Consider the following 24,197-nt stretch of genomic DNA (forward strand, 5'->3'; position numbering starts at 1 on the left):
CGTCAAATCGAGCGCTTAGAAGCGGTACATCACAGATACACCGAGATTTCTAGGGTCGATAATCGCCGCATAACCATCGGGATAACTGCGGCTAGCGGGTTCATTTACCGTCAACGCTTGCTCATCAAACAGGTTGTTTACAAAGCCGCTGATTCTCCAGCTATCGGTTTGATAATCGAGGCTTAAGCGGGCAACAACATAATCGCCAGCCACCCGTGATTCAGTATTATTGATATCCGCATAATACTCACCTACGTAGTTACCTGAAAAACCGAAAGAAAACGCATCGCCCAACCAATATTTTAAGCCCGCATTGGCGGTCACATGCGGCGCCGAGTTCAGCTGATTGCCGATAATGTCGCCATAACTAGGATCCGCTTGCTTGGTCTCACTATCGAGTAAACCTACGCCCGAAATAAACTGCAGGTTTTCGGTGAGCATAGCGCTGAATTCAGCCTCAATACCGTAGCTGACCGCTTTATCGATATTGGTAATTTTGCGGGCGCTGTTAGAGGCTTGGTAACCGTCGAAATCGTTGTAGAACAGGTTGGCACTAAAGTTAACATCGCCATCCATAAACGCGCTGCGACTGCTGATTTCATAGGTATTAACGTACTCTTCGTCGTAGTAGTAATACTCACTTTCGGCTAACGACAACGCACCGCCACCCGAGTTATAACCGCGACGCACGCTGGCCGCTAAAGTTGTGCTGTCATTCAGCGCATATTGCAGCACTAACTTCGGCAGGGTAACGGTATTGGCATTATCGAGTTTTTCCCGCAATTGGCTGCCTTGATAGAGCATATTGAAGTTACGCAATTGCTCCTCACGCATCACGCGGCCACCGAATGTGACCCAGAGAGATTCGGCAAGGCCATAGGTCATCTCACCATAAATGGAGGTGGATTCAGTGCTGTCATCCCCACTGTAAACAGAGCTGCCAGTACTACCAAAATCTTGATCGCGTTTAAAATAGGCTAAACCCACAAAGCCGTTGAAATCTTTATCTTTTAGACCAAAGCTGTACTTACCATCGACGGTGTAACTCTGGTCATTCATATCAACATATTGCTGCGCCGTGGCGAGAGCCTCATAGGATTCAAAGCCCCAGTCATAATCCATATAAGCGACGATGAGATCGAAGGCGCGGCCTTCACCGAGGTCATAATCGACTTTCACTGAGTGAGTCGTGGATTTAGTCTCGATATAACGTTGGAAAATAGGCTTAAACGCCCAAGGATCATCGCCGGTAAAATAGTTGCGCCCAGAGTCACCTTTCTCATCATTGTATGAAAAGCTATAGAGCACTTTGAGATCTTCAATCGCACTCGGCTGCCACAGGAATTTACCGCGCCAGCGATTGGTGATCAGTTCATTGAGGTCGAATGGGGCTGGATTTGTCTCATATTCCAAGCCTTTATTGAAGGTATTCCCTGTCACATTTTGTCCGCTCACCCTAAACGCCAACTCATCATCGAGAATCGGGCCTGAGAGCATAACGGCGCTATCGATAAAGTTATCTTGATTGCGATAACCGACACGAGCCGCACCTTGCCAATCGAAGGTGGGGTCTTCCGTTTTAATAAACACTGTGCCGCCAATGCTGTTACGACCGTTAATTGTCGATTGCGGACCGCGGTACACCTCAATTTGTTGGATATCCCACAGACCAGTATCACCAGTAAGATCGGCCACAAAAGGTTCGGCAACTCCATCGACTAAGGTGGATACCCGCGCCCGAGCACCGCCGGTAAAAGAGTTAAATCCAGAGGCAGAACCATTACCAGAAACCCCACGGATATCCGGCACAGATCCCGTAAGCACCACCACGTTAGGCACTTCAGATAAGGCACTCGAGGTAGATTGATATTGACCGCTGTCGAGCGCGTCTTTATCGATAACCGAAATAGAGGAAGTCGTATCCTTAAGGCTACGCTCGATTTTCTCACCATAAACAGTTATCTTTTCAATCGGTTCAGAAGATTCTGCGTCCACAGCAGCGTAAGCTGAGGACATCACTAAACTCGAAACCATTACTGCAATTGCACTTTTCTTAAACGCCCTGCATTCCATAAAAACCTCGACGGCACTCATTGATAAACGGTGTTAGCTTGAAATGCCGACAATCTACATTAAAACAACCTTAAATCCAGATGATAACCAATATCATTTACATTCTACTTATGACTTTGTGACCGAACGCAAATTCGTAGGAATGAGAGATAAACAATTGAGCAAGGAACAATTGTCACTCGCTTTGACAGACGAGGACGCATTGACGCCTCAGTTTTTTGCAGAGATTTGGCGGGCTTTGATTCGAGCGAAAGCACGTGGCGTTTGGTTGTTCAGCCCCAACGTGCGATAGCACCATGGATACACTTATAAACATTTGTAAGTTTTGCGATCTGCCTCACAATCGCTTTTTTGCCTGTTAATGCACTGTAGAAGAGCACTCGCTCGCAAAACAATTTTCACAATAAAATCAATCGCCTGCAAATGCAATGAATTTAACTTACATAACACCTAGCAACCAGTACGCCATCCACGGTTAACACACTAAAAACAACGTATTTAAAAACATAGCGTTATAGATATTACGTTCAAAATATCGCCTTGCGACGAGTGAAATCCAAGCGTTAAAATGGCCTCAATGTGTAATTTAATTACACCCCTTCTTGATTGATACCCCAGTAGGCCACCATGTTTAACAATGCAAAAACCAGCACATTGACGGCGCTGCCCTCAGTGTTTGCGAGTATTTTATTGATCATTATCGGCATTTCCTCCTATCGGGGTTTTGCCGAACTCAATAACACCAGCAGTCGACTCGTCAACAATACCAAACTCGCCGAAACCTTCACCAATGTGCGTGAAGCGTTCTTCGAGTTGCGCTTAGCCACACTAGTCCATAACAGCGACGCCATCAGCTTGCAGCAACGCAATGTTCGGCAACTTGTCGAGCAACTCGCAGAATTTAACACCGATTTTATGGGGCAAGATGCCAGAACGATCCGCACACTATTGCCGCAAATCGAGCAATATGTGCGTCTCTATCAGCAGGAGTTAGCCTTCGCCAAACAAACGGGCACCGAACCTGAACTCACGTCAGAACGCGGCGCTCTTGGGCCAAAAGTCAGTAATGAGATCAATCAATTAGTCAAATTGATCACCCAACGCAACCATGAACTAGGCAAACAGGCAGAAGACAAAGTCAATGCCACCGAAGCGCTGCTCCTTGGCCTAATCCTAGTTGCCATTGTCGCGTCCCTGCTAAGCGCCCTGTTTATGAGCAGACGTTTAGTCAATATCGTTCATCAAATCAAGCGGGTTGTAGAACACCTTGCCGATGGCGATCTCACCCAGAAGACTCAAATCAGTGGGCAAAACGAACTCTGTGCGCTCGGCGCCGATCTTGATCGAGTGATTGACCACTTGCGCCATATGATTTCCGATATTGCCCAGGCCTCTGAACATATGTCGGATCAAATTGGTCAGTTGAATGTGCAGTCCAATGCCAATACCCATGCATTGCAAACCCACGCGGTAGAAACCGACCAAGTGGTGACGGCCATGACCGAAATGAGTGCAACTGCCCATAACGTTGCCGGTGATGCCGCCTCTGCCGCACGCTTTACCCAGCAGGCAAATGAACAGGCTGATAAGTCGAAAAAGGCTGTCGAACAGGCGGCAAATACTGTCGTCGCCTTAGTTGGTAAGGTCGATACCGCCGCTCACACCATCGCGGAAATGAATGAAAACACCCGCCATATCGCCACCATCTTAGATGTGATTGGAGATATCGCCGACCAAACCAACTTACTCGCCCTTAACGCCGCCATCGAAGCCGCCCGCGCCGGTGAACAAGGTCGAGGCTTTGCCGTCGTCGCCGACGAAGTACGCGCCCTTGCCGCTCGCACCCAAGCGAGCACGGCCGAGATCAATCAAATGCTAGAACGCCTGCGCACGGGTGCTAACAGCGCCGTTAATGCGATGGATGAGACTAAACAGAGTTGCCAAGATGCAGCGGACACCACCACGTTGGTGACTGAAAGCTTGGAAACCTTGACCACTTATGTATTTGATATTAATGGATTGAGCAATCAAATCGCCACCGCCGCCGAAGAACAAAGCGCCGTCAGTGAAGAGATTAATCGTAACTTGAATACCATTCGCGAAATGGTTGAAGAATTAAATCAAAGTGGTAAAGCGACCCTCAATAGCGCGACCTCCTTGGCCGCCACGAAAGAACAGCTAACAGGCGTAGTCTCGCATTTTAGACTCTAATTCGAGTCAGCTAAGTCGTTACAATGGCCTAATATCGCAAGATGTTAGGCCGAACTTTTTTAGAGCAATGCATAAAGCCTTAAATAAACATCTAATGGTTTATTCCAATCCATCGCTCTGTTTCTTCTGCTCTAAGCTCGCCCAATATCCTGCCAACATCGCACCTGAAAGGTTATGCCAAATCGAGAAAATCGCGCTGGGGACGGCGGAGAGCGGGCTAAAAAACTTGATGCATAATGCGGTCGCAAGGCCTGAGTTTTGCAACCCCACCTCAATCGAAATGGTTTTACATACTGTATGGTTAAAGCCGAGCAAGCGGCAGCAGGTATAACCCAAGGCGAGTCCCAAACCATTATGTAGAAACACCGCGAGTAAAATCACAGGCCCCACCTGCGAAAATTGCCCTGCATTTAGGGCCACAATAATGCTGATGGCCAGTACAATCGCCACGATAGAAATGATGGGCAATGCGGGGGCAAGTTTAGCCACTTGCGGTTTAAAGAAGTGATTCAACACCACACCCACAGTCACAGGGATAAGCACGATTTTAACGAGACTGACTAGCATATCCATTAAAGGAATGGCGACCATCTCACCGATTAATAGCTCAATAATCAAGGGAGTGAGCACCACACCCGCTAAGGTGGATAGCGCAGTCATAGTGATAGATAAGGCGACATCGCCCTTGGCCAAATAGCAAATCACGTTCGATGCAGTGCCACCCGCCACACTCCCCACCAACACCATGCCTATGGTCAATTCCCGATTGAACCCTAATAGTAAACTAATGGCTAAGGCGCTTAAGGGCATCAGGGTAAATTGCAAGATTAAGCCAGTGATAACGGCACGTTTCTGTTTGAATGCATAGGCAAAATCCCGCACATCTAAGGTCAGTCCCATAGATAACATAATCACCACCAGCAACGGCACTATGCTGGTTTTCAATCCGCTAAACCATGCGGGCATCAAATACGCCGTACCCGCCCCGAGTAAGGCAAATAGCGGAAAAAAGCGGTTGATATTAACCAATGGGGATCCTCCAAGATTTCAGGCGGTTTGGGGAGATTAAGCCATGTCCGCAGGGATAATGACAGCCAGATACCCTCAGTACAAGTCAAAATGCCCACAAGTAAGAAGCTCAACTTTTTATCATTTCAGTCTTTCGATTGAGCACTAAAGTTAATCGCTCAAATTCAATAACAAACAGCCAAAAACCTCAGTAAATATGCATCTATGTTTACTAAAACATGATCTGCTTAACAAAAAGCCAGTGATTTCCTTGTTAGGAAACCGTAACTTATAACCAGTTCACGTTTTGCTTACTCCATACGAGGTAGTCTAATTGCGCTAGGTGGTCGTGAATTACCTAAAGCAATTTCGGTGTTTACGGTTAGCACTCTCAGATAGGAATCGTTATGTCTTCAGTTATTCAAACGCTCAATCGCGCGATCGCAACGCCTTATCAAGCGAATATTACCGTCCCTAACTGGATGCTCAGCTCGATGGAACGAGTCATGCAGTATTATGTCGATAAGAATCTTCGCCTCGATACGCTCTCCGCCGACATCATGCCCGCCCCGGTCGAAGGTAAAAAGTACATGCTTTATGCCCATGTGCCCTTCTGCCATACCTTGTGTTCTTACTGTACCTTCCACCGTTTTATGTTTAAGGAAGACAAGGCGCGCGCTTACTTTATCTCTCTGCGTAAAGAGATGGAGATGGTCAAAGCCTTAGGCTATGACTTTGAATCTATGTACATTGGCGGCGGCACCACCACAGTATTAGAAGACGAACTCGCCCGTACTATTGAGCATGCCAAGACCCTATTCCCAAGCATTAAAGAAGTGTCTTGCGAGTCGGATCCACAGCATTTAGACAGCCCAGGCTTTAAGCAACTCAAGGGCTTAGTGGATCGCATGTCCATCGGCGTCCAAAGCTTTAACGACGACATTTTAAAAATGACCGATCGCCTCGAAAAATTCGGCACAGGTCAGCAAACCTTCGACAAGATCATGGCGGCCAAAGAGCTGTTCCCTATTATCAACGTCGACCTGATTTTTGGCTTTCGCGGTCAAACCGATGAAGTGATCCAGCACGACTTAGACATGGCATCGCGCCTCGACCCAAGACAGATCACCACCTATCCGCTGATGATCACGCACCAAACGCGTAAGAGTGTTAAAGGTAAACTGGCAGCGCCACAGGCGGATATGGCCAACCAATATCGCCAGATCTTAAACCGTTTAAATGGTCAATATAATCAGTTGTCTGCATGGGCCTTTGGTAAGGCGAATGACGAAGGCTTCGACGAATATGTTATCGACTACGATGAGTATTTAGGGGTGGGTTCAGGCTCATTTAGCTTCCTGAACGACACTTTATACGTCAACACTTTCTCGCTGCGTAAATACCAAGAGCGGATCGCCGCCGGCAAGATGGGCGTCGAGCAACAGAAAAACTACAGCAAAAAGGACGTGATGCAGTATCGCTTCCTGCTGGGGATGTTCTCTGGTCGCCTATCGCGCAAATACTTCCGCGAAACCTTCGGCGTTAACTTAGACACAGCCCTGTTTAAGGAAATGACCTCGATGAAACTGATTGGCGCCATCAAGAACGACCCAACCGATCCAGATAATCTGATCATCACAGATAACGGTAAGATGATGGGCCTGTTAATGATGAAAGAGTTTTACGCCGGCATGGATAACGTGCGCGCCCAATTGCGTAAGCCACTCAAGCCCTGCGATATGTAAATATCGGTTGAACCACAAAAGGCCCATGATGGGCCTTTTTGTTAGCGCCATTTCAGGCTACGCTTGCCATCACTCACGCATGAGTCTGTCACCCAGTAATAAAGGAGTATTCGTTATGGGTTTTAATGAGCAAGAAAAACAAGCACTACTCGCCGTTAAAGGCGTTGGCCCGACTGTCATTAAACGTTTTGAAGAAATCGGCATTAGCTCACTCGCGCAGTTAGCCGAGCATGAGGTCGAAGATATCGCCAACCTAGTCGCCAGCATGTTACGCACCACTTGCTGGAAAAACAGCCCACAGGCTCGCAATGCTATTGCCGCTGCCATTGAGCTTGCCCGCCGCGCCTAATCTTTATTGCGATTTTTCCGAGATGTTTATGTCAATCCATATTCGCGCCCTAATGGGCGGTTTACTCGCGCTGATGAGCACGGCAGCCTTCGCCAATGACAGCAGTTTTGGTGATGCTAATGGCTCTATCACCCTTAAATATCAGCCGCATATCAGTATGGACAAGGAGTCGCTCTTTATCAGCGAGGCCGAAGTCAGGGTCGATTATCTGTTTACCAACACCAGCTCGCAGGAGCTTACCGTCCCCATCGCCTTCCCTATGCCGCCGATGTTTTTTGGCTCCGCTGATCACAGCAGTATCGATAACTTCACCCTCAAAGTGAATGGCAAAACCCAGCCAACTCAGCACAGGCTCGTCGCCCAACTTGCCGATAAAACAGATATTTCTGCTGAGCTGAAACAGCTTGGTTGGGGGATAGATGAAGTCGCTTACTTTGCCGAATATGGCGAAGTCCCCAAGGGCAAACCCGCGCTCCCCAGCCAATGGTTAGATGAGGAGCAACAAATCGCCTTTACCCTAAGCGATTACTTTGTGTGGCAGCAAACCTTTCCCGCGGGCCAATCTGTCTCTATCAGCCACAGTTATACACCGAGCCTCTCAACGGGCATCCCCGATACTGCCAATAGTATTATCGATACTTACACTGGACTTGCCTGTTTAGATGAAAGCGCCAAGCAAGGGATTCGTAAGCGAAACCTTATCGTTAAACAAGAAGGTGAAGATCAGGAGATTGGCGTCGAATGGAGCCACCTTAGCTATATTTTAGTCACGGCCAATAACTGGCAAGGGGCGATTAAGGACTTCAAACTGACGCTGAAAAAATCCCAGCCCACTGATCTCATTAGCCTGTGTTTTGATGGCGAGCTTAAAAAAACCGATCCACTCACCTTTGAGTTCCAGCAAAAGCAGTTCACGCCAACGCAGGATCTTAGCATCCTATTTATCCGTAAACCGGATTTTGAATAATCAAAAAAGCCAGCTAAATGCTGGCTTTCTGTATTAAGCGACTATTTTTAAACGCGATTAAAAGCTATAGGTCATGCCTAACCAGTAACGACGGCCGTCTTCGATATAACCGTACTCTTCTTCCGTGATGTCCTTATCGAAGGCGTTATAAATACCCGCGCTGAACTTAATGCTGTCATTAACGCGATAGTTGGCCCCTAAATCTAACAGCGTATAGGAAGGCGCAATCAAGCTGCTTGAAGAAGGACCCGTTGTCGGCTGACTCTCTTCACCACGATAGTTAACCCGCAGCCAAGTGCTTAACTTATCTATCGGCTCATAGTTAACCGACAATTGCACCAGATGTTTAGGCAATTGATTCAATGGACTACCTTTATATGCGCCCGTCTTCTGCTCCGAGTCGGTATAAGTGTAGTTGCCCGTTAATGCCAAGTTGCTCAAGATTTTATAGTCGATACTGAACTCAACCCCCTGGGTGACCGCCTCATCAATATTCACATAGGTGGTCGGGTCAGAGCCAAACTGATTAGGCCCATCGGTACATTGAGTCGCAGGGCAAGCGACACGGGTGATCTTGTCCTCAAACTCGTTATAGAACACGCCTGCACTGGTGGTGATGGAGTCAGTGAGATCGGTGTAAATGCCTAGCTCATAGTTCACTGAGGTTTCGGGTTGTAAATCCGGGTTACCGTACATATTGCCGCCTCGGCTTACCTGCCCCCAATCGGGCACAGTTTGCCTCAGGCTCGGCGCCCTAAAGCCCGTCGACACACCGCCTTTTAAGGTGGTGTGCTCGGTCAGCCCCCATACGCCGTAAATCCGTGGGCTGAGGTGGTCGCCAAAGTTTTCATCATCGTCTAAACGCAGGCCTAAGGTTAAGGCAAAATTATCGACGATACGCCATTCATCCTCTGAGAACACCGACCATTGGCGGCGACTAATATCGGTTAAGTCACTGACCTGATTGCCCGTTTCATCGGTAAGATCTTGCTTATTGAAGGCCGCGCCAAAGGTTGTGGTATGGCTTTCCCCCAAGGTGGCGATCAGGCTAGTTTGAGCATCGGTATTCTTGATCTTCATCTTGCGGGACTTGTTATCAAATACTTCGTGCTTGATATAAGTATCCGAGGTACCAAAGTCCCAACGCCCGGTGTGCGATAGGGAAATGGTGCTGTTTTCATACTCGGTTGTCGACGAAGCTGGGCAACCACTGCGGCCACAACTGGCGCCCGGTGCCAATGGTGCAACGGTTTTCCCTAAGGTGCTATCCAACTCTTGGTTGGCGATGCCGACTTCTAACATAATGTCATGGTCTTGGTTAGGCGTGAGGGCAAATCTGGCGGTGAGATTATCCGCATCGCGACCTCGGTAACCGCCGTAGATACTATCTTCTTCACGTTGAGTGTATTGGCCGTATAACTGCACGCCGAGCAGATCTTTAATCAAGCCACCGTTCACAAAAAAGTTGCCCTGATACACATTACCTGAGTCCGACTTTTCCTGCAGCGTAGTGTCGAGGCGCAATTCCCCCTGCCACTCATTGGGCACTTTACGGGTGATAATGTTGATCACCCCACCGATAGCATCGGAGCCATAAAGGGATGACATGGGGCCGCGGACAATTTCAATCCTATCGATTGCGGCGAGCGGCGGCGTCCAAGCGCCTTCAACACCAGGACCGTCGCTGTTGGTGCGGGTCTCGCGGGAAGACTGACGTTTACCATCGACGAGGATCAGCGTGTATTGGCTGCCCATGCCCCGCAAACTAATGTCCCGACGGTCAGCACCGCCAGTCACCACCACGCCGGGCACTTCTAACATGGCGTCGGTTAAGTCACGGTAAAAACGTGTATCGAGATCCTCCCGGGTGAGCACGCTGATAGAAGCGGGCGCGTCACGCACTTGCTGCTCGAAACCCGATGCGGTAACAACGATTCTTTCCATCATCTTGTCTTGATCGGGTGCGGCATCCGCCAAAACCTGAGTGGCGGGTAGCAATAATGCGGCAGAAACTAGCTGTGCGAGGATCTTTTTACGACGTAACAACATAACCAACGAATCTCCCTCGATCCTTTGTAAATGATAATAATTTTCAATACGGCAATGTATCCCTATGTTACAATCGGCTCAAGTTAGACTTTGAGTAATCACTTGTAAGAGTTGCTTAAGAATGAATAGAAATATGGTCAAGGGCATGATCGTGTTTGCCGCCATCGCGGAAAAAGGCTCGATGAGCGCTGCGGCAACACAGCTTAATCTGAGTTCATCGGCGGTGAGCCAACAAGTCGCAAAGCTTGAAATGGATATGGGAATTAGTCTGTTTCACCGTAATACCCGCCATCTTACACTCACAGAAGCGGGGGCATTATTTTATGAAAACTGCATTAAAATCATAAAAATAGTTGAAAGCGCCGAACAACAGCTGCATGCATTAAAGGGAACCCCCTCGGGGAAGCTTAAAATCGCCGCGCCAGTCGGCTTTGGCGGTGGTTTACTCAGCCAGCCATTAGCGCACCTGTTGGCGGCTCATCCGCAGATCAGCCTCAATCTGCAATTGCAGGACGGCCCAATCGATATAGTTAACGAAGGAATCGATCTGGCGATTTGCATCGGTCCCCTATCGGATTCGAACCTTATCGCTCGCCCCTTAGCGGATTGGCGTATGTTGCTGTGTGCCGCTCCGAGCTATATTCCCCTGCATCAGAGCCTGCAACACCCTGCCGACTTACAAGGGTTCAACCGTATTAGCCACAGCTATGCTAAGCCCGAGTTCTTAACCCATTTACAGACTCAAGAGCGAATAGAACTCCCTGCCCAGCGCATCAACGTCAATAATATGCAGACGCTAATCCAGCTCACCCTCGATGGATTAGGCTTTGCCGTGTTGCCTGAGCCCGAGGTGCATCAATATCTTGCATCTGGCCAATTGGTAACCCTTTTACCCGAGTGGTCGCTACGCACCTACAGCGTTTACAGCGTGACCTCGGCGCGGGACAAACAGCCCGCCAAGGTGAAAGAAGCCATAGCGGCACTCAGCCAATATTTTAGCCAGATGGATTTTAGCCCGCGCCCAGCGTCACTGGTTCAGCACAACGCCTGCGAGCTCACGCCAAGATTTGCCATCCCCGCCTAACCATTGTAGGCACGCGTTTCATTTCTCAGTGGAGTTAGAGTATGCTGTTCTATCCATTCGATTAAACAGTAGTAACTCAATGCAAGATGTGGCCTTAGTATTAGAGGGTGGCGGCCTGAGGGCAATTTATACCGCCGGCGTGTTAGATGCCTTTTTGCAGCAACAATTGCACTTCCCCTATGTGATTGGTGTATCGGCGGGGGCGATTTATCCCGCTTCTTATGTTTCACGCCAATTTGGCCGCAATTTACAAATTCAGCAGCAATATCTGCGAGATAAACGCTACATGGGGCTGCGCCACTGGTTGGCCACGGGTAATTATGTCAACACAGACTTTACCTATAAGCGCATGGCCTATGAGTTACTGCCTTTTGATTTTAAAACCTTTTTAGGTAGCGGAACCGAATTTAAGGTCGGGGCATTTAACTGCCAGACAGGACAAACCGATTACTTTGGCATGGCCGATTTTCAAGAGCACGACAAATTGCTCGACGTGCTTATCGCCTCCTCTAGCCTGCCTTTTATGGCCAATCCCTATCGGATAAACCACCAAACCTACCTCGACGGTGGCATCGCCGCGCCCATTCCGGTAGCGAAGGCGCAGCAAGAGGGCTATAAGCGGCAGGTGGTGATCCTGACTCAGGACGCAAACTATCGAAAATCGCCGATGAAGTTCAACTGGTTAGCGCGCAAGCGTTATCAAGCTTATCCGGCAGTGGCCGCCGCGCTCAAAATACGCCACCAACGTTATAACCAATCCCTCGAGGAACTCGCCCAGAGTGTTGCCAGCGGCGATACCTTTGTGATCCGCCCTGCTGCGCCACTTAATCTCTCGCGACTTGACCGCAATATCGATAAAGTGACCGCCGTATATCGCCAAGGGCTGGCCGATGGGCAGGCGATTTTGCCCAAGCTGCAGGCTTGGCTAAACACTGGGGCAGGTATCAGTTAGGAAGCGAGGCGCTGACTTTGTTAATAATCAGCTCCCGCAGCCATTTATGGCTGAGATCGTGTTCGAAATGCTTATGCCACATCAGCAGGTAGGCACCGGGGATCAGTTTAATTGGCGATGGTAAATACTTAAGATCAAACGACTTCATCATCGCTAAGGCATAACGGGAAGGAGCGCAGAGAATCAAATCACTCTGCTCACACAGGGCCAGCGCACTCTGAAAGTCCGTCATATTCACCGCAATATCCCGTTTACGCCCTTGGATTTGCAGCACATCGTCTAACAACCAATATTCCAAGCCACCAAAGGCGACCTGTAATTGGCGATAACTTAAAAAGGTATCGAGATCCCATTCTTGCGAAAGTGCAGGATGGTCACTGCGCATCAGGCAAACTGTGTAATCCTGAACCAATTCAACATAATGGATGTCATCCGGAATATGGTTTACATGCATGGGCGAACGCTCATCCCATTCGCGGCAACCTATGGCGAGATCGATATCGCAGCGTTGGAGTCTATCCATGGTATCCAGCCGCCAGGTTTGGCAATTAATGCTCACACCGGGCGCCTGCGCTAAAAGCGAAGGCATAAAGTGTGGGAAGGTCAGCGAGTAGGTCGTTTCGACCAGATGCATTCGAAACTGGCGCTGACTTAGGGCGGGCTCAAAACTGTCTGGCCGAGTAAATTGCGCTAATTGCTGTAAGCATTGGCGCAAGTCGGGCGCCAGCGACAGCGCCTTGGGCGTCGGCTTGAGGCCGTAGGCGGTGCGCTCGAATAAGGGGTCATCAAACACTTCACGCAGGCGAGTCAATTGCTTGCTCACCGCCGACTGACTCAAATGCAGCCGCGCCGCTGCGGCCGTGACACTCTGCTCCTCGAGGAGAATTTCCAGTACGGGCAGTAAGTTTAAGTCTAAGTGTTTTAGCATCTAACCCCTCGCTTTTAAGGGATTCCACCTCAAGTTTTGCGGCAACTTCATCAGCAGTAGCGACAGTAAAATCACTAAAATCCCTACCCACTGGCGCATATCTAAGGCTTCACCCACAATCAATACGCCTAATGATACGGCAACCACGGGATTGACTAAAGCCACCATCCCCATGATTTCTGGCCCTAAATTTCGCATTGACCAGAGCCAAGCCCAATAGGCCACCGCGGTATTGGCGGTAACCAACCAGATTAATGAGGGAACCACATCCATACTCGGGATCTGTGGCGGCCCCACCATAAACCACGCCAGTGGGATCAACATCAATCCCCCCAAGAGTAATTGCCAAGCTGTCAGCACTAAAAAGTCGCCCACATCCCAGCGCTGCATCCAGCGGGAAGAAAAGGCAATCAACGTTGTCGCGCTCAGCATACACAGGACACCAATCGGGTCGAGATCCGCCGAAGGATTAAGCAATAAAATCACGCCACCGAGGCCCATTAAGCCAAGCAATAGCCACTTCATCCCCGGGCGTTTTTTATCAATCAGCCAAGCGAGGATCAAAAAGATTAATGGCAATGTCGCCCCCAGCGTGCCCGCAACGGCGCCGGGTAGCCGATAGGCGCCAATAAACAGCAGCGCAAAGAAGGCGCCAATATTACAAAACGCCAGCAAGCTTAATTTAGACCATGCCAGCGTCGGCAAACGTGGGCGCAGCATCAGCAGCAATATGCCCGCAGGCAGCGCACGCCAAACCGCCACCCAGTAGGGCGACATATCCTGTAAGTAAAGACTCACCAGTGCATAGGTAGTCCCCCAAAAGACTGGGGCGAGTAACGCAATCACAAACGGCATAATGACTTCTTAAAAAGTATCTTGATGTTGAGATATATTACTTTGAGAGAATAAAACAGGCAAGTGCTGAGATAAGGTTAATAGGGAGAAAAGAAAAATGGACACGCGTTTATACTGCTTTAGATATGCGCACGCAGAGCTGCGCTTAAGCCTTGTTTGCCGTATAATCGGGCGTCATTTTTTATAGGCGGGCAAGCATGTTCCATATCGCACTCTATGAGCCAGAAATCGCACCCAACACGGGTAATATCATTCGCCTTTGCGCAAACAACGGCAGCCAACTGCATCTAATTGAGCCGCTAGGGTTTGATTTTGAAGAGAAAAAACTGCGCCGCGCGGGCCTAGATTATGCCGATTTAACCAATGTGACTCGCCATAAAAACTTCGATGCCTTCCTCGAGGCCATGGCAGGCAAACGCATTATGGCCTGTACCACTAAGGGCAGCCGCCCTCACACTGAACTCAGTTTTGCCAAGGATGACGTGCTATTATTTGGCCCTGAAACCCGCGGTCTACCTATGCCAATTATCGAGTCGATTCCAACCGAGCAGCGATTACGCATTCCGATGGCAGCCACCAGTCGCAGCCTCAACCTCTCCAATGCCGTGGCGATTATCAGCTACGAAGCCTGGCGTCAGCTCGGGTTTGAAGGCGCAATTTAATAGGTAGGAATACTGATTTGGATTAGGCTGGACTTCACCAGCCAATTTTCCAATCACTCAGCCAAATCATTCAGCCATCCACGCCGAAAGATCGCTTTAACTCAATTCGGCCTGAAAGCCAGTAATTTTGCCGTCAGGTATGTTGGATGAATTGTCATTGTTTCCCACTGACATAACGCGGTTTTATTTAACAGAGTTGTCCCGCTAGGCTCGACGACGGCATCTGCAACACATGGAAGTGTAAATGCCGCGTTCACATGGCCAATGATGTTCCCAACATCATTGTGGCATTTCCCATATCCCTATGGGTCAGATGTGAAAGAGCGGCCATGCCGCCAACGGTCACTGGTGCAACAATGGCAATTTTAATGACCATTGAACTGTTCATCTGGCTAAAAGCTTTTGCCCCAAAGCGAGATAAGTTTGTCGTCAGGTGTGTAGGGTTAATTGTCATTGTTTCCCCAGTGACACGCCGTGAATATGTCCCTATAGGCTCGACGGCGACATCCATGTCGCCAACGGTCACTGTTGCAACAATGGCAATCTTAACGACCATTGAACGGTTCATTTGGCTAAAAAGCTAATCGCCCCAATCCTTGTTTCGTTTCGTTGGCTCAATAGAAAACTCCTACTCTTGTTGCCATACAAAATCTTATCCATTTACCTAATGTTTGGGCCTAACGTAAAGCGACTAACAATGTATGGGTATACAGTCATATTTAAATTTAGGTGTTTGGGTATGATTTTTAGACAAAATCAGTGCGCACTAATTCCATCCGAAATAAATAAAACTCTATAAAATCAGGTGAATATAGTAACTGAATTTTAGTTAATAGGTTTGGAAAAACGCGCATGCGCGTTTTTCCAGATGGTGTATTTGGCAGAAAGCTGATAACTTCTTTGCATACAGATAGTTAACCGTGCGCGTTTTCACTGGTCTAACAAGGTAAACGCGCATGCGCACTAATCAAATGTTAATCGAATGAAGGAATACGAGCATTGGAAGAAGTAAAATTACTTGCCTCAGCCTCAGTTTTACGAGTCTTATATGATGAAAAGAAGGACATATATGACGTTTTGGTTGAATTCATTCGGCAAACAATAAGCGGAAGATCTCTTTCTGCCTTTAGCTCCGTAGAGTGTGTCAGATACCTTGATGAGGACTTTGGCTTTTTACTTCCCGAGGCGATTATTAAGAGTTGCTTGAGGAAACGCCTCGTTCAAACAGAAGCCCTCACTCTAAATAATGGCATATACAGCGTTTCAAATAATTTTTCTTCAAGTTCTACATTTAATTCTGATTTTCAAGAGTCTCGTAATGAGTATGATGAGATTGTCCAACGACTACATGACTTCTGTAGCGATAATGGGTTGCTTAACATACGAAAAGAGGAGATTGAGGAAAGTTTAGAAACCTATCTAACTCGACCAGATAAAAACGATAAGTTTGCCAAAGATATCGCGAATTATATCATTAAATTTGAGAATGAACCTGGGTTTAAAGATAAATTAGATAGAATCGAGGAGGGATTGATTCTTTATACTGGAATTCGATACTCCCCCGACTTGTCTACTTTAGGTAGTTGGAGAGGGAACTTAATAATATTTTTGGATTCGGAACATCTATTTAATGCGACTGGTTTGAATGGGGTCTTGTATAAAACGCTATTTGATGATTTTAACGAACTAGTAAATGAAGTTAATCGAAATAAGAAGGGCGGTAGAATAGAGTTAAAATATTTAGAAGAAACATCTTCTGACATTGAATCATTTTTCTATGCTGCAGAAAAGATTATTGAAAGAAAAGGCACTATTGATCCGTCTAAAACAGCAATGATAAATATTTGTAATGGCTGCAAATATAGAAGTGATGTTTTAACCAAGAAGGCTGAGTTTATAGCCAAGCTGGCCAGACTTAACATAAGTCAAGAGGTGCGTGCGGAGTATTACTCTAATTCTGATTTTAACGTAGAAGGATCAGATGTCCTTGAAGGGTTAATCGCTGAGCTAGCCGAATCCAACGCTAAAAATGATGATATTTCTTCCATTCTCAAGATATTTACAAAGATTAATGTCTTAAGAAAGGGAGAGAACAACGTTGGCATTGATCGGATTGCGTCAATATTTCTTACGGAGAGCTGGTTGCCACAAAGGATGGCTTTTTCAAGCCATGTACACGATGGTAATGGTGCTATTCCATTCGCAACTAATATTGAGTTTATAACTGAAAAGTTGTGGTTCAAGTTAAATAAGGGATTTGGAGGCAAGTCAAAGAAGCCTATTTCTTTTGATCCGATTATCAGAGCCAAGATGACCATCTCCAATCAAGTCAGTAAGTCCGTATCAAGCATATATCGAGATCTTTCTGATAAGTATGCTAGAGGAGAAGTTGATAAAGATGTATTAGCAAGGATTCATCATGAAATATACAAAGCCCCCTCTAGACCCGAAGACGTTTCAATAGCCTCGATTGCAATGGCGCATGACTTCTTGAATGAGTCATACATTGAAAGAGTTATAAATGAAAAACATCTGCTTGAAAAGCAGGCTTCAGATGGTCAACAAGCCATCGCTGAACTGGCAACATTGAGGTATCAATCAGAGCTTCAGAAGCGAGCGCCTTTTAAGGCTATTGCAAGGCGCCAATATGCTTGGCTCAGGATTCTAACTTACGCCATTATCCCCCTTGCACTTATTTATGCGATGCTGTCTTTATACTCTCCGTCAGATTCGGCGCTCTCTATAATTTTTGGTCTAGCAAGTTTCGTGAGCCTTGTTATTAGTATCTTCAGGCCGAAAAAAATCGATAGTTTTTATTGGCGCCTTTCAAAGTATTGGTATCGAAAAGCGATTAACAAAGCATTGCAGCGGACAAGCCGCTGAATGCGGCGTTATGTGTAATTCAAGGATTATAAATGAAATCTAGTTTAGTCTTATTGCCACTAATTATTCTTTCAGGATGTGCATCCGTTCCTAAGTCAGTAGATGAACTTAGAACCGCAGGTAAAGCTAAAAGTAGTTTTTGCTCTAATAAACCTTTTAATGAAACTGTCAAATTAATCGAGCACCAATTGAGCAAATGCTTCGCTCATGGTAAGCAAGAGGTTTACGGTGGTACAAGTGATACGTTTATCGAAAAAAATGGTGCTGATAGTGAATTAGTGACATTAGCTTCAGTTGCTCATGTAAACTGGAATAGGTTTTATCAAACAATAGTAGACGTCAGCTCTGATCATAACTGTCCAGTTTTTGTTGAAGCTTACGGGATGTCCAGTAATTGGTCTAAAACTACTGTTTTAGTTCAGGATTGGGTAAGCGGGAAAAACCTTGATAAGTGTGATTAAGTTACGCATAAGGACGTAAAACAGTTGGCTTGCGCTCCTTCGGCGCTAATTTTAGCCAACTATTTTGCATCCATGTGTAAGGCGTTAAACCCTTAAAAATTTTTAATCCGAAACTGGCGAGTTAGGGCAAAAGATCTATCAAGCTTTTGTCCCCAAAGTGAGTTGCGTATTGTCGAGTATGAATAATTCGGCTTAATGAGATGGTGCGACAGGCGTCATTTCTATCCCACGAAAGAGCTGATAGCGGTCGATATCATCGTCTAAATATTGGATATTTTGCGTCCACTGCCATGCGCCTTGGGGCGATTTAGCTTCGAATAACAGTTGGATTAAGGCGGCGCGCGCATTCACCACTCCCTCGCCCAGCAGGGAATAATCGCCATTTTGTTGATATAAACTAAAGACTTGCTGTTTTTCCTGCGAGACACCGTCGTAGTAGGTTAACAGTACTTGCTCGCCTTGCTCCCGAAACCACCAAGTCTCGCTGTAGGGAGCGCGCGTTCCGACACTTACGGAGAGGATCAACTGGCGCTGATCATGGGAGCAAAAGCCGTTGACTATGACTTGCTTCGGGATTTCCCCCACCTTCGCGGCATTGCCCTGCCACTGCCCCACCATTTGCGGGCAAAAAGCTTTAAAGCTGACCTTAGCGGCTTGCGCAGGAAAGAGAGCTAAGCTGCCCAAGGCGAGTATCAATACATTTTTAATCAATAGCTTGCCCAGTTTTTGCGGGATGATTAACGCCATATTCGAGTCCTATTTTAATCTTCCAATACATTAGCGTTAAAACCCCTCAGCCACAAATACGCTACGACAGTTTGCGCCATGCCAGTCATACCTAGTCATCAAAATGCGGCCTGTGGTTACAGTTACTTACATAAAAGTCCGTCTCAACCTTCACAGACTCAGCTTGATTTCATGCTCGGTTTTTATACTTTGGGGTTTAATGGGAAAAATAACGATAACACTCTGAATGATAAGGAGACATCTAGTGAAGAAGGCAGGAATTATACTGCTGAGTCTGCTAATGCCCCTCAGTACGGCATTTGCAGAAGCCAGCAAACCACTCTCAGTCGAATTACTTTGGCAACTCAAGCGCATAGGTAGCCCAGTGGTGTCCTCCACGGGCGAGCACATTATTGCGCCTGTGACTGAATACGACCTTAAAGAAGACAAGGGTTCAACCCAACTGTGGCGCTTCGACGGTGAAGGTAAAAATAACCGTGCGATTACCGCCAAAGGCTTAAAAGTCAGCGAGCCAGTGTTTTCGCCAGACGGCAAAACCTTAGCCTTTATCAGCGAACGTAACGATGACGACGCGGGCCAAATTTACCTGTTACCTATGGATGGCCCGGGTGAAGCCAGCAAACTCACGGATATACCCACTGGCGTCAATGGCATCAAGTGGGTTGGCAAGCATTTGTATTTTATCAGCAATATCTTCCCTGAGCAGAATTGGGAGCAAATGAAGGCCCAGCTTAAGACTGATAAAGATAATAAAGTCTCCGCCCGCCAGTGGAATGCGCTGCCCTATTCGCAGTTCGATCATTGGTTAGATGAACGCCGTCAGGCCCATGTATTTAGGATCCCAGCCACAGGCGGCGCGGTTGAAGCCGTGACTCAGCCTTTAGGCCATGAACTGCCACGCTCAAGCCAAAGCAGTTCAAGTTATGATATTTCCCCCGATGAACGCTTAATTGCCTTCAGCGCCTATGGTTCGGATAATCGCGTCGACCCTAAGTTAGACTTGTTTCTCGCCACCATTGGCGGTAGCAAGGCTGAAAACATCACTCCAGATAACCCAGCGCCGGATCTGAACCCAACATTTAGCCCTAACGGCAAAACCCTCGCCTTTACTCGGCAAAAAATCCCCGGATTTTATGCCGATACCGCAAGGTTGATGCTGCTGGATGTGAGCAGTCGCAAACTCACCACGCTCACCGCGGATTGGGATCGCTCAGTGTCTCAATTCGAGTGGACACCCGACAGCAAGGGCTTCTATGCCAGCATTGATGATGCAGCGACAAACCGTATTTATCATATCGATGCCAAGAGCGGTAAGGCCAAGGCCATCACACAAGCCACCGACTATAGCCAACCTGCTATCGCTAAAGATGGTCAGTTGATTGCGACTAATCAAAGCTTTTTGTATCCCGCGCGTTTAGTCAGCATCAACCCTCGCAATGGTAAAACCGAGCGTTTAGAGCAGTTTAACGACGAGATTTTAAAGGATGTCGATTTAGGCACCTATGAGTCGGTCACCTACAAGGGTTATCAGGGCCAAGACATTCAAATGTGGGTGCACTATCCACCTGGGTTCGATCGCAGCAAAAAGTACCCGCTGTTTATGTTGATCCACGGCGGCCCACACAACGCCATTAGCGATGGTTTCCACTTCCGCTGGAATGCGCAAACCTTTGCCTCTTGGGGTTATGTCACCGCGTGGCCAAACTTCCACGGTTCTAGCGGCTTTGGACAAGAGTTTGCCGATGCCATTAACCCAGATTGGAAAAACAAATCCCTCGAAGACGCGCTCAAAGCCGCAGACTGGTTTAAACAACAAAGTTGGATCGATAGCGAGCGTATGGTCGCCGGCGGCGCCAGCTATGGCGGCTACTTAACCTCGATTATTTTAGGCCAGCCGCATCCCTTCAAGGCACTGCTGATCCACGCGGCGGTGTACGACATGTACTCACAAATGTCGGCGGACTTTGCCGTTCACAGCACCCGCTTTGGTAACTACTGGGATAATCCTGAGCTGTATAAAGCCATTTCGCCCCATTACTTTGCCGCCAACTTTAACACCCCAACCTTAGTCAGCCATGGGCAACTCGATTATCGTGTACCCGTCGGCCAAGGTTTTGAGCTGTTCCGTACTCTGCAAACCCGTAATGTCGAATCGCGGATGATCTATTTCCCCGATGAAAACCATTGGATTATGAAGCCCAACAACTCCATCTACTGGTATAACCAAGTGAAGGATTGGATGACCCACTACGCTAAGCCCGGTGCCCAATAAGGCTTAGCGACTCACAGATAAAAACAAAAGGTCTGCACTATGCAGACCTTTTTATTGGGCGAAATACACTAACGCCAGTGGTTATTGACCAAAACCCACCGCATTAATATCGACGGCTTGCACTTGGCCATACTTGGCCGCGATAGGCGCAATCTTGCTGGCGTTGCCAATCAGCACAAACTGTAAGTCCTTTTGCGGGAAGTAAGTTTTCACTAACCTTTGGGTTTCTTCTAAGGTTAAGCCATCCACTTTGGCTTGGAACTCGTTGATAAACTTATCATCGAAGCCGTAGAGATACATGCCTGATAAGAGTCCAGCCAATTGGCCCGAGGTCTCAAACTTAGGCGGGAACTGACCTTTAACATAGGCCTTAGCCGAATCAAGAGTCGCTTGGTCGACGCCTTTCTCCCATAAACGAGCATAGGTTTTCAGCGCTAAATCAATCGCTTCTTGAGTGGTTTCCGTCTTAGTGAAGGTGCTAATGGTAAACACACCTGCATCGGTATAAGGACTAAAACCAGAGCGCGCGCCATAGGTTAAGCCTGCATTCACCCGCAGCTCATCGTTCAGCCAAGAGGTAAAGCGACCACCTAAAATAGTGTTCACTACCGTTAGCCCAACATAGTCAGGGTTATCACGGCTAATGCCTAAACCACCGATAACAAAGGTGGTTTCCATTGCATCTGGCTTATCCACCAGCAGCACTTTGGCCTGGGTTAACTTAGGTAAACCTTGGTTTAAGTCGGGCTGAACGAGTTTTTCGCTGCCTTTCCACTGACCAAAAGTCTGGGTTAGCTTGGCTTTCATCGCCGCCACATCAAAATCCCCCACTACAGTTAATGCGGTATTGGCGGGTTGATAGTAGCTCTTATGGAAGGCGCGTAGCTGCGACACTGTGACTTGCTCAAGTGACTCACGATTACCCGATGAGGCATTACCGTAGGGATGAGCACCGAACACCAGTTTATCGAAGTAGCGACCAATCACGGCACGCGGGCTTTCTTTATCCTGCTGCAAACCCGCAATAGCGCGCTGCTTAAGTTTGTCGAACTCGGCCGTATCAAAGTCGGGGCTTAATAACGCGGCGCTGAATAAGCCGAGCATCACATCGGTATCTTTCGCCATAAAATCGGCGGCCAGATAACTGCCTTCTTTGTCGGCTTCGGCCCCTAAGCTAGCACCAAGAAAATCCACTTGCTGCTCAATCTCGGCCTTGGATTTACCTGCCGCGCCAAGGAGTAAACCTTCGGCGGTCATTTGGGCGATACCCGCTGTGGTGTCGTTAACCGCCCCGGCACGCACTACCGCGTTTAAGGTGATCAACGGCACTTCGCGCTGCGGCATTAAATACACCGTCAGGCCATTATCCAGCACTAACTTGTCGTAACTTGGCATGGCAAAGCTGCCAGTATCGACGCGTTTAGGTGCCGTGGTGGAGGCGCAGCCGGATAAGGCTAAGCTAGTGCCTAGGGCTAATGCGACCATTAACTTAGTCGGCTGCAGAGATGATGTTATAAAGGATGATTTTACAAAGGAGAGTTTCATTGATCCGACTCCTCGTTTGCCGCCAGCACCGCAACAGTGCGATTCGATTTGCGTAAATAGGTTTGGGCAACACGTTGGATATCCGCAGGCGTTACCTTGTTATAGGCCTCTGGCGCATAAAATAACTTGTCGTAGCTGCCAAAATACATTTCATAGGTGCCTATGGTGTTAGCCTTACCATTGATGGTTTCCATCGCACGATAAAAGTCCATCAATTTGATATTTTTGACTTTATCTAGCTCTTGCTGGGTCACGCCGTTGGTCACTATGCTATTGATTTGTTCGATCAGCGCGCGCTCTAAGGTGTTAGCATTCACTTCAGGCGTGGCGACGCCCATCACATAGAACAGGTTAGGATCGACCGACATCGGCATGTAGGTCTCGGCTTCGAGCGCGACTTGTTTATCCACCAGCGCTTGATATAAACGCGAGCTATTACCTTGGCTTAGGATAGAACTAAGCAGATCCAATGCATAATAATCGGCATGGGTCGCCGCTGGCACATGGTACGCCAACATCACGTTAGGTGTACTGACCGAGGCTTTTTGAACGAAGGTTCGGCGCTCACCCTTTTGCAAAGGCTCGACAGTACGCACAGCCTTAGGCGGTGTTTGCGCAGGGATTGGCGCAAAATACTTATCCGCCAATGCCTTAACTTGGGCTAGCTTTACATCACCGGCAATCACTACGACCGCATTGTTCGGCGCATAGTAGGTTTTATGGTATTGCACTAAATCTTCTAAGGTCCAAGCGGCAATATCCGACTCATGGCCAATCACGGACCAAGAATAGGGATGCGCTAAAAAGGCCACGCCTTTAACTTCGCCTTCAAGGGTATTCCAGTTGGAGTTTTCAAGCCCAGTCGAACGCTCCGACTGCACCACGCCACGCTCGCTTTCCACCATATCGGGATTGATATCTAAGTTGGCGATACGGTCGGCCTCAAGGTCGAACATGGTCTCTAGCGCATTAGCTGGGAACCAGTCGGTGTAGACCGTCATATCTTCAGTGGTGTAGGCATTGTTAGCCCCGCCCGCGGCTTCCATGGTACGGTCGAACATCTTAGGGCCGTACTTTTTCGAGCCGTTAAACATCATATGTTCGAAAAAGTGTGAGATACCGGTAATCCCAGGGACTTCGTTGCGGGAACCGACTTTCCAAAACAGATACATGTTGGCATTAGGAATAGAAGAGTCCTCTAGCACCATGATTTTCATGCCATTGGCTAGCGTAAAACTCTTGATGTCTTCTGCCGTTGTGGCCTGTGCTTGGCTCAAGGGATTAAAGAGTCCCATCGCCAACACCAGCGCCGATAGCGTGCGCTTCATCTTGTTCGCTCCTTGCTGTAAAAATCCACATATGAAGGCAAATTGCCTAGCAAATCAAGCGCGGGAAGGCCTTCCCAC

The 24,197-nt window shown here is 47.8% G+C and carries 20 protein-coding genes; 11 read left to right on the forward strand and 9 right to left on the reverse strand.

The features are described 5' to 3' along the window. Positions 1-15: 15 nt before the first annotated feature. Positions 16-2,073, reverse strand: a complete 2,058-nt coding sequence (locus SHEWANA3_RS20505; protein WP_011718644.1) for a TonB-dependent receptor — start codon at positions 2,071-2,073, stop codon at positions 16-18. Positions 2,074-2,116: 43 nt separating this feature from the next. Here SHEWANA3_RS20505 and SHEWANA3_RS20510 point away from each other — a divergent pair, with 43 nt between their 5' ends. Continuing rightward, entirely contained in the window at positions 2,117-2,365 is a 249-nt protein-coding gene (locus SHEWANA3_RS20510) for a hypothetical protein (protein WP_041412850.1), read from the forward strand. A gap of 335 nt (positions 2,366-2,700) precedes the next feature. Further along, positions 2,701-4,284: a methyl-accepting chemotaxis protein gene (locus SHEWANA3_RS20515; RefSeq protein WP_011718645.1), complete on the forward strand. Its 1,584-nt coding sequence runs from the start codon at positions 2,701-2,703 to the stop codon at positions 4,282-4,284. Positions 4,285-4,383: 99 nt separating this feature from the next. Here SHEWANA3_RS20515 and SHEWANA3_RS20520 read toward each other — a convergent pair whose 3' ends face one another. Continuing rightward, positions 4,384-5,313 (reverse strand): bile acid:sodium symporter family protein, encoded by a 930-nt coding sequence (locus SHEWANA3_RS20520; RefSeq protein ID WP_011718646.1) that lies wholly within the window; start codon positions 5,311-5,313, stop codon positions 4,384-4,386. A gap of 386 nt (positions 5,314-5,699) precedes the next feature. On the opposite strand from SHEWANA3_RS20520, the gene SHEWANA3_RS20525 reads away from it, so the two are divergent. From SHEWANA3_RS20525 to SHEWANA3_RS20535, 3 genes are all read left to right on the forward strand, one after another. Continuing rightward, entirely contained in the window at positions 5,700-7,037 is a 1,338-nt protein-coding gene (locus SHEWANA3_RS20525; RefSeq protein ID WP_011718647.1) for a coproporphyrinogen III oxidase family protein, read from the forward strand. Positions 7,038-7,152: 115 nt separating this feature from the next. Continuing rightward, the gene (locus tag SHEWANA3_RS20530; protein WP_011718648.1) at positions 7,153-7,386 is read left to right on the forward strand and encodes a hypothetical protein; all 234 of its coding nucleotides are present in this window, start codon (positions 7,153-7,155) and stop codon (positions 7,384-7,386) included. Positions 7,387-7,414: 28 nt separating this feature from the next. Next, positions 7,415-8,353 carry a DUF4424 domain-containing protein gene (locus SHEWANA3_RS20535; protein ID WP_011718649.1) on the forward strand — a complete coding sequence of 313 codons (939 nt, stop codon included), beginning with the start codon at positions 7,415-7,417 and terminating at the stop codon, positions 8,351-8,353. Positions 8,354-8,410: 57 nt separating this feature from the next. Here SHEWANA3_RS20535 and SHEWANA3_RS20540 read toward each other — a convergent pair whose 3' ends face one another. Beyond that, positions 8,411-10,402, reverse strand: a complete 1,992-nt coding sequence (locus SHEWANA3_RS20540) for a ligand-gated channel protein (RefSeq protein WP_011718650.1) — start codon at positions 10,400-10,402, stop codon at positions 8,411-8,413. Positions 10,403-10,523: 121 nt separating this feature from the next. On the opposite strand from SHEWANA3_RS20540, the gene SHEWANA3_RS20545 reads away from it, so the two are divergent. After that, the gene (locus tag SHEWANA3_RS20545) at positions 10,524-11,486 is read left to right on the forward strand and encodes a LysR family transcriptional regulator (RefSeq protein WP_011718651.1); all 963 of its coding nucleotides are present in this window, start codon (positions 10,524-10,526) and stop codon (positions 11,484-11,486) included. Between the two features lie 79 nt (positions 11,487-11,565). Then, complete coding sequence (locus SHEWANA3_RS20550) at positions 11,566-12,438, forward strand: patatin family protein (RefSeq protein WP_011718652.1); 873 nt, start codon at positions 11,566-11,568, stop codon at positions 12,436-12,438. On the opposite strand, the gene SHEWANA3_RS20555 is transcribed toward SHEWANA3_RS20550, so the two are convergent. Both SHEWANA3_RS20555 and SHEWANA3_RS20560 read right to left on the reverse strand, forming a co-directional pair. Beyond that, positions 12,431-13,366, reverse strand: coding sequence for a LysR family transcriptional regulator (locus tag SHEWANA3_RS20555; protein WP_011718653.1), 936 nt, complete (start codon positions 13,364-13,366; stop codon positions 12,431-12,433). The two genes, SHEWANA3_RS20550 and SHEWANA3_RS20555, sit on opposite strands and share 8 nt — an antisense overlap. Then, a complete protein-coding gene (locus SHEWANA3_RS20560; RefSeq protein ID WP_011718654.1) occupies positions 13,367-14,221 on the reverse strand; it encodes an EamA family transporter in 855 nt (284 codons plus the stop codon). Positions 14,222-14,418: 197 nt separating this feature from the next. Between SHEWANA3_RS20560 and trmL the strand changes: the two genes are divergently transcribed. Further along, complete coding sequence (gene trmL, locus SHEWANA3_RS20565; RefSeq protein ID WP_011624457.1) at positions 14,419-14,883, forward strand: tRNA (uridine(34)/cytosine(34)/5-carboxymethylaminomethyluridine(34)-2'-O)-methyltransferase TrmL; 465 nt, start codon at positions 14,419-14,421, stop codon at positions 14,881-14,883. A gap of 253 nt (positions 14,884-15,136) precedes the next feature. Here trmL and SHEWANA3_RS23530 read toward each other — a convergent pair whose 3' ends face one another. Continuing rightward, entirely contained in the window at positions 15,137-15,439 is a 303-nt protein-coding gene (locus tag SHEWANA3_RS23530; RefSeq protein WP_244096582.1) for a hypothetical protein, read from the reverse strand. Positions 15,440-15,882: 443 nt separating this feature from the next. On the opposite strand from SHEWANA3_RS23530, the gene SHEWANA3_RS20575 reads away from it, so the two are divergent. Next, on the forward strand, positions 15,883-17,766 hold the full coding sequence (locus SHEWANA3_RS20575) for a hypothetical protein (RefSeq protein WP_011718656.1): 1,884 nt from the start codon (positions 15,883-15,885) through the stop codon (positions 17,764-17,766). 32 nt (positions 17,767-17,798) lie between these two features. After that, the gene (locus tag SHEWANA3_RS20580; RefSeq protein WP_041412852.1) at positions 17,799-18,227 is read left to right on the forward strand and encodes a hypothetical protein; all 429 of its coding nucleotides are present in this window, start codon (positions 17,799-17,801) and stop codon (positions 18,225-18,227) included. 192 nt (positions 18,228-18,419) lie between these two features. Here the strand turns inward: SHEWANA3_RS20580 and SHEWANA3_RS20585 are convergent, their stop codons facing one another. Continuing rightward, positions 18,420-18,974, reverse strand: coding sequence for a hypothetical protein (locus SHEWANA3_RS20585; RefSeq protein ID WP_011718657.1), 555 nt, complete (start codon positions 18,972-18,974; stop codon positions 18,420-18,422). A gap of 244 nt (positions 18,975-19,218) precedes the next feature. Between SHEWANA3_RS20585 and SHEWANA3_RS20590 the strand changes: the two genes are divergently transcribed. Further along, positions 19,219-21,246: a S9 family peptidase gene (locus SHEWANA3_RS20590; protein WP_041412854.1), complete on the forward strand. Its 2,028-nt coding sequence runs from the start codon at positions 19,219-19,221 to the stop codon at positions 21,244-21,246. A gap of 81 nt (positions 21,247-21,327) precedes the next feature. Here the strand turns inward: SHEWANA3_RS20590 and SHEWANA3_RS20595 are convergent, their stop codons facing one another. Further along, a complete protein-coding gene (locus SHEWANA3_RS20595) occupies positions 21,328-22,791 on the reverse strand; it encodes a pitrilysin family protein (RefSeq protein WP_011718659.1) in 1,464 nt (487 codons plus the stop codon). Then, positions 22,788-24,119, reverse strand: a complete 1,332-nt coding sequence (locus SHEWANA3_RS20600) for a pitrilysin family protein (protein WP_011718660.1) — start codon at positions 24,117-24,119, stop codon at positions 22,788-22,790. Before SHEWANA3_RS20600 ends, SHEWANA3_RS20595 begins: the two co-directional genes overlap by 4 nt. Positions 24,120-24,197: the final 78 nt, after the last annotated feature.

It is taken from the genome of Shewanella sp. ANA-3, assembly GCF_000203935.1.
In the GTDB taxonomy this organism is placed as follows: Bacteria; Pseudomonadota; Gammaproteobacteria; order Enterobacterales; family Shewanellaceae; genus Shewanella.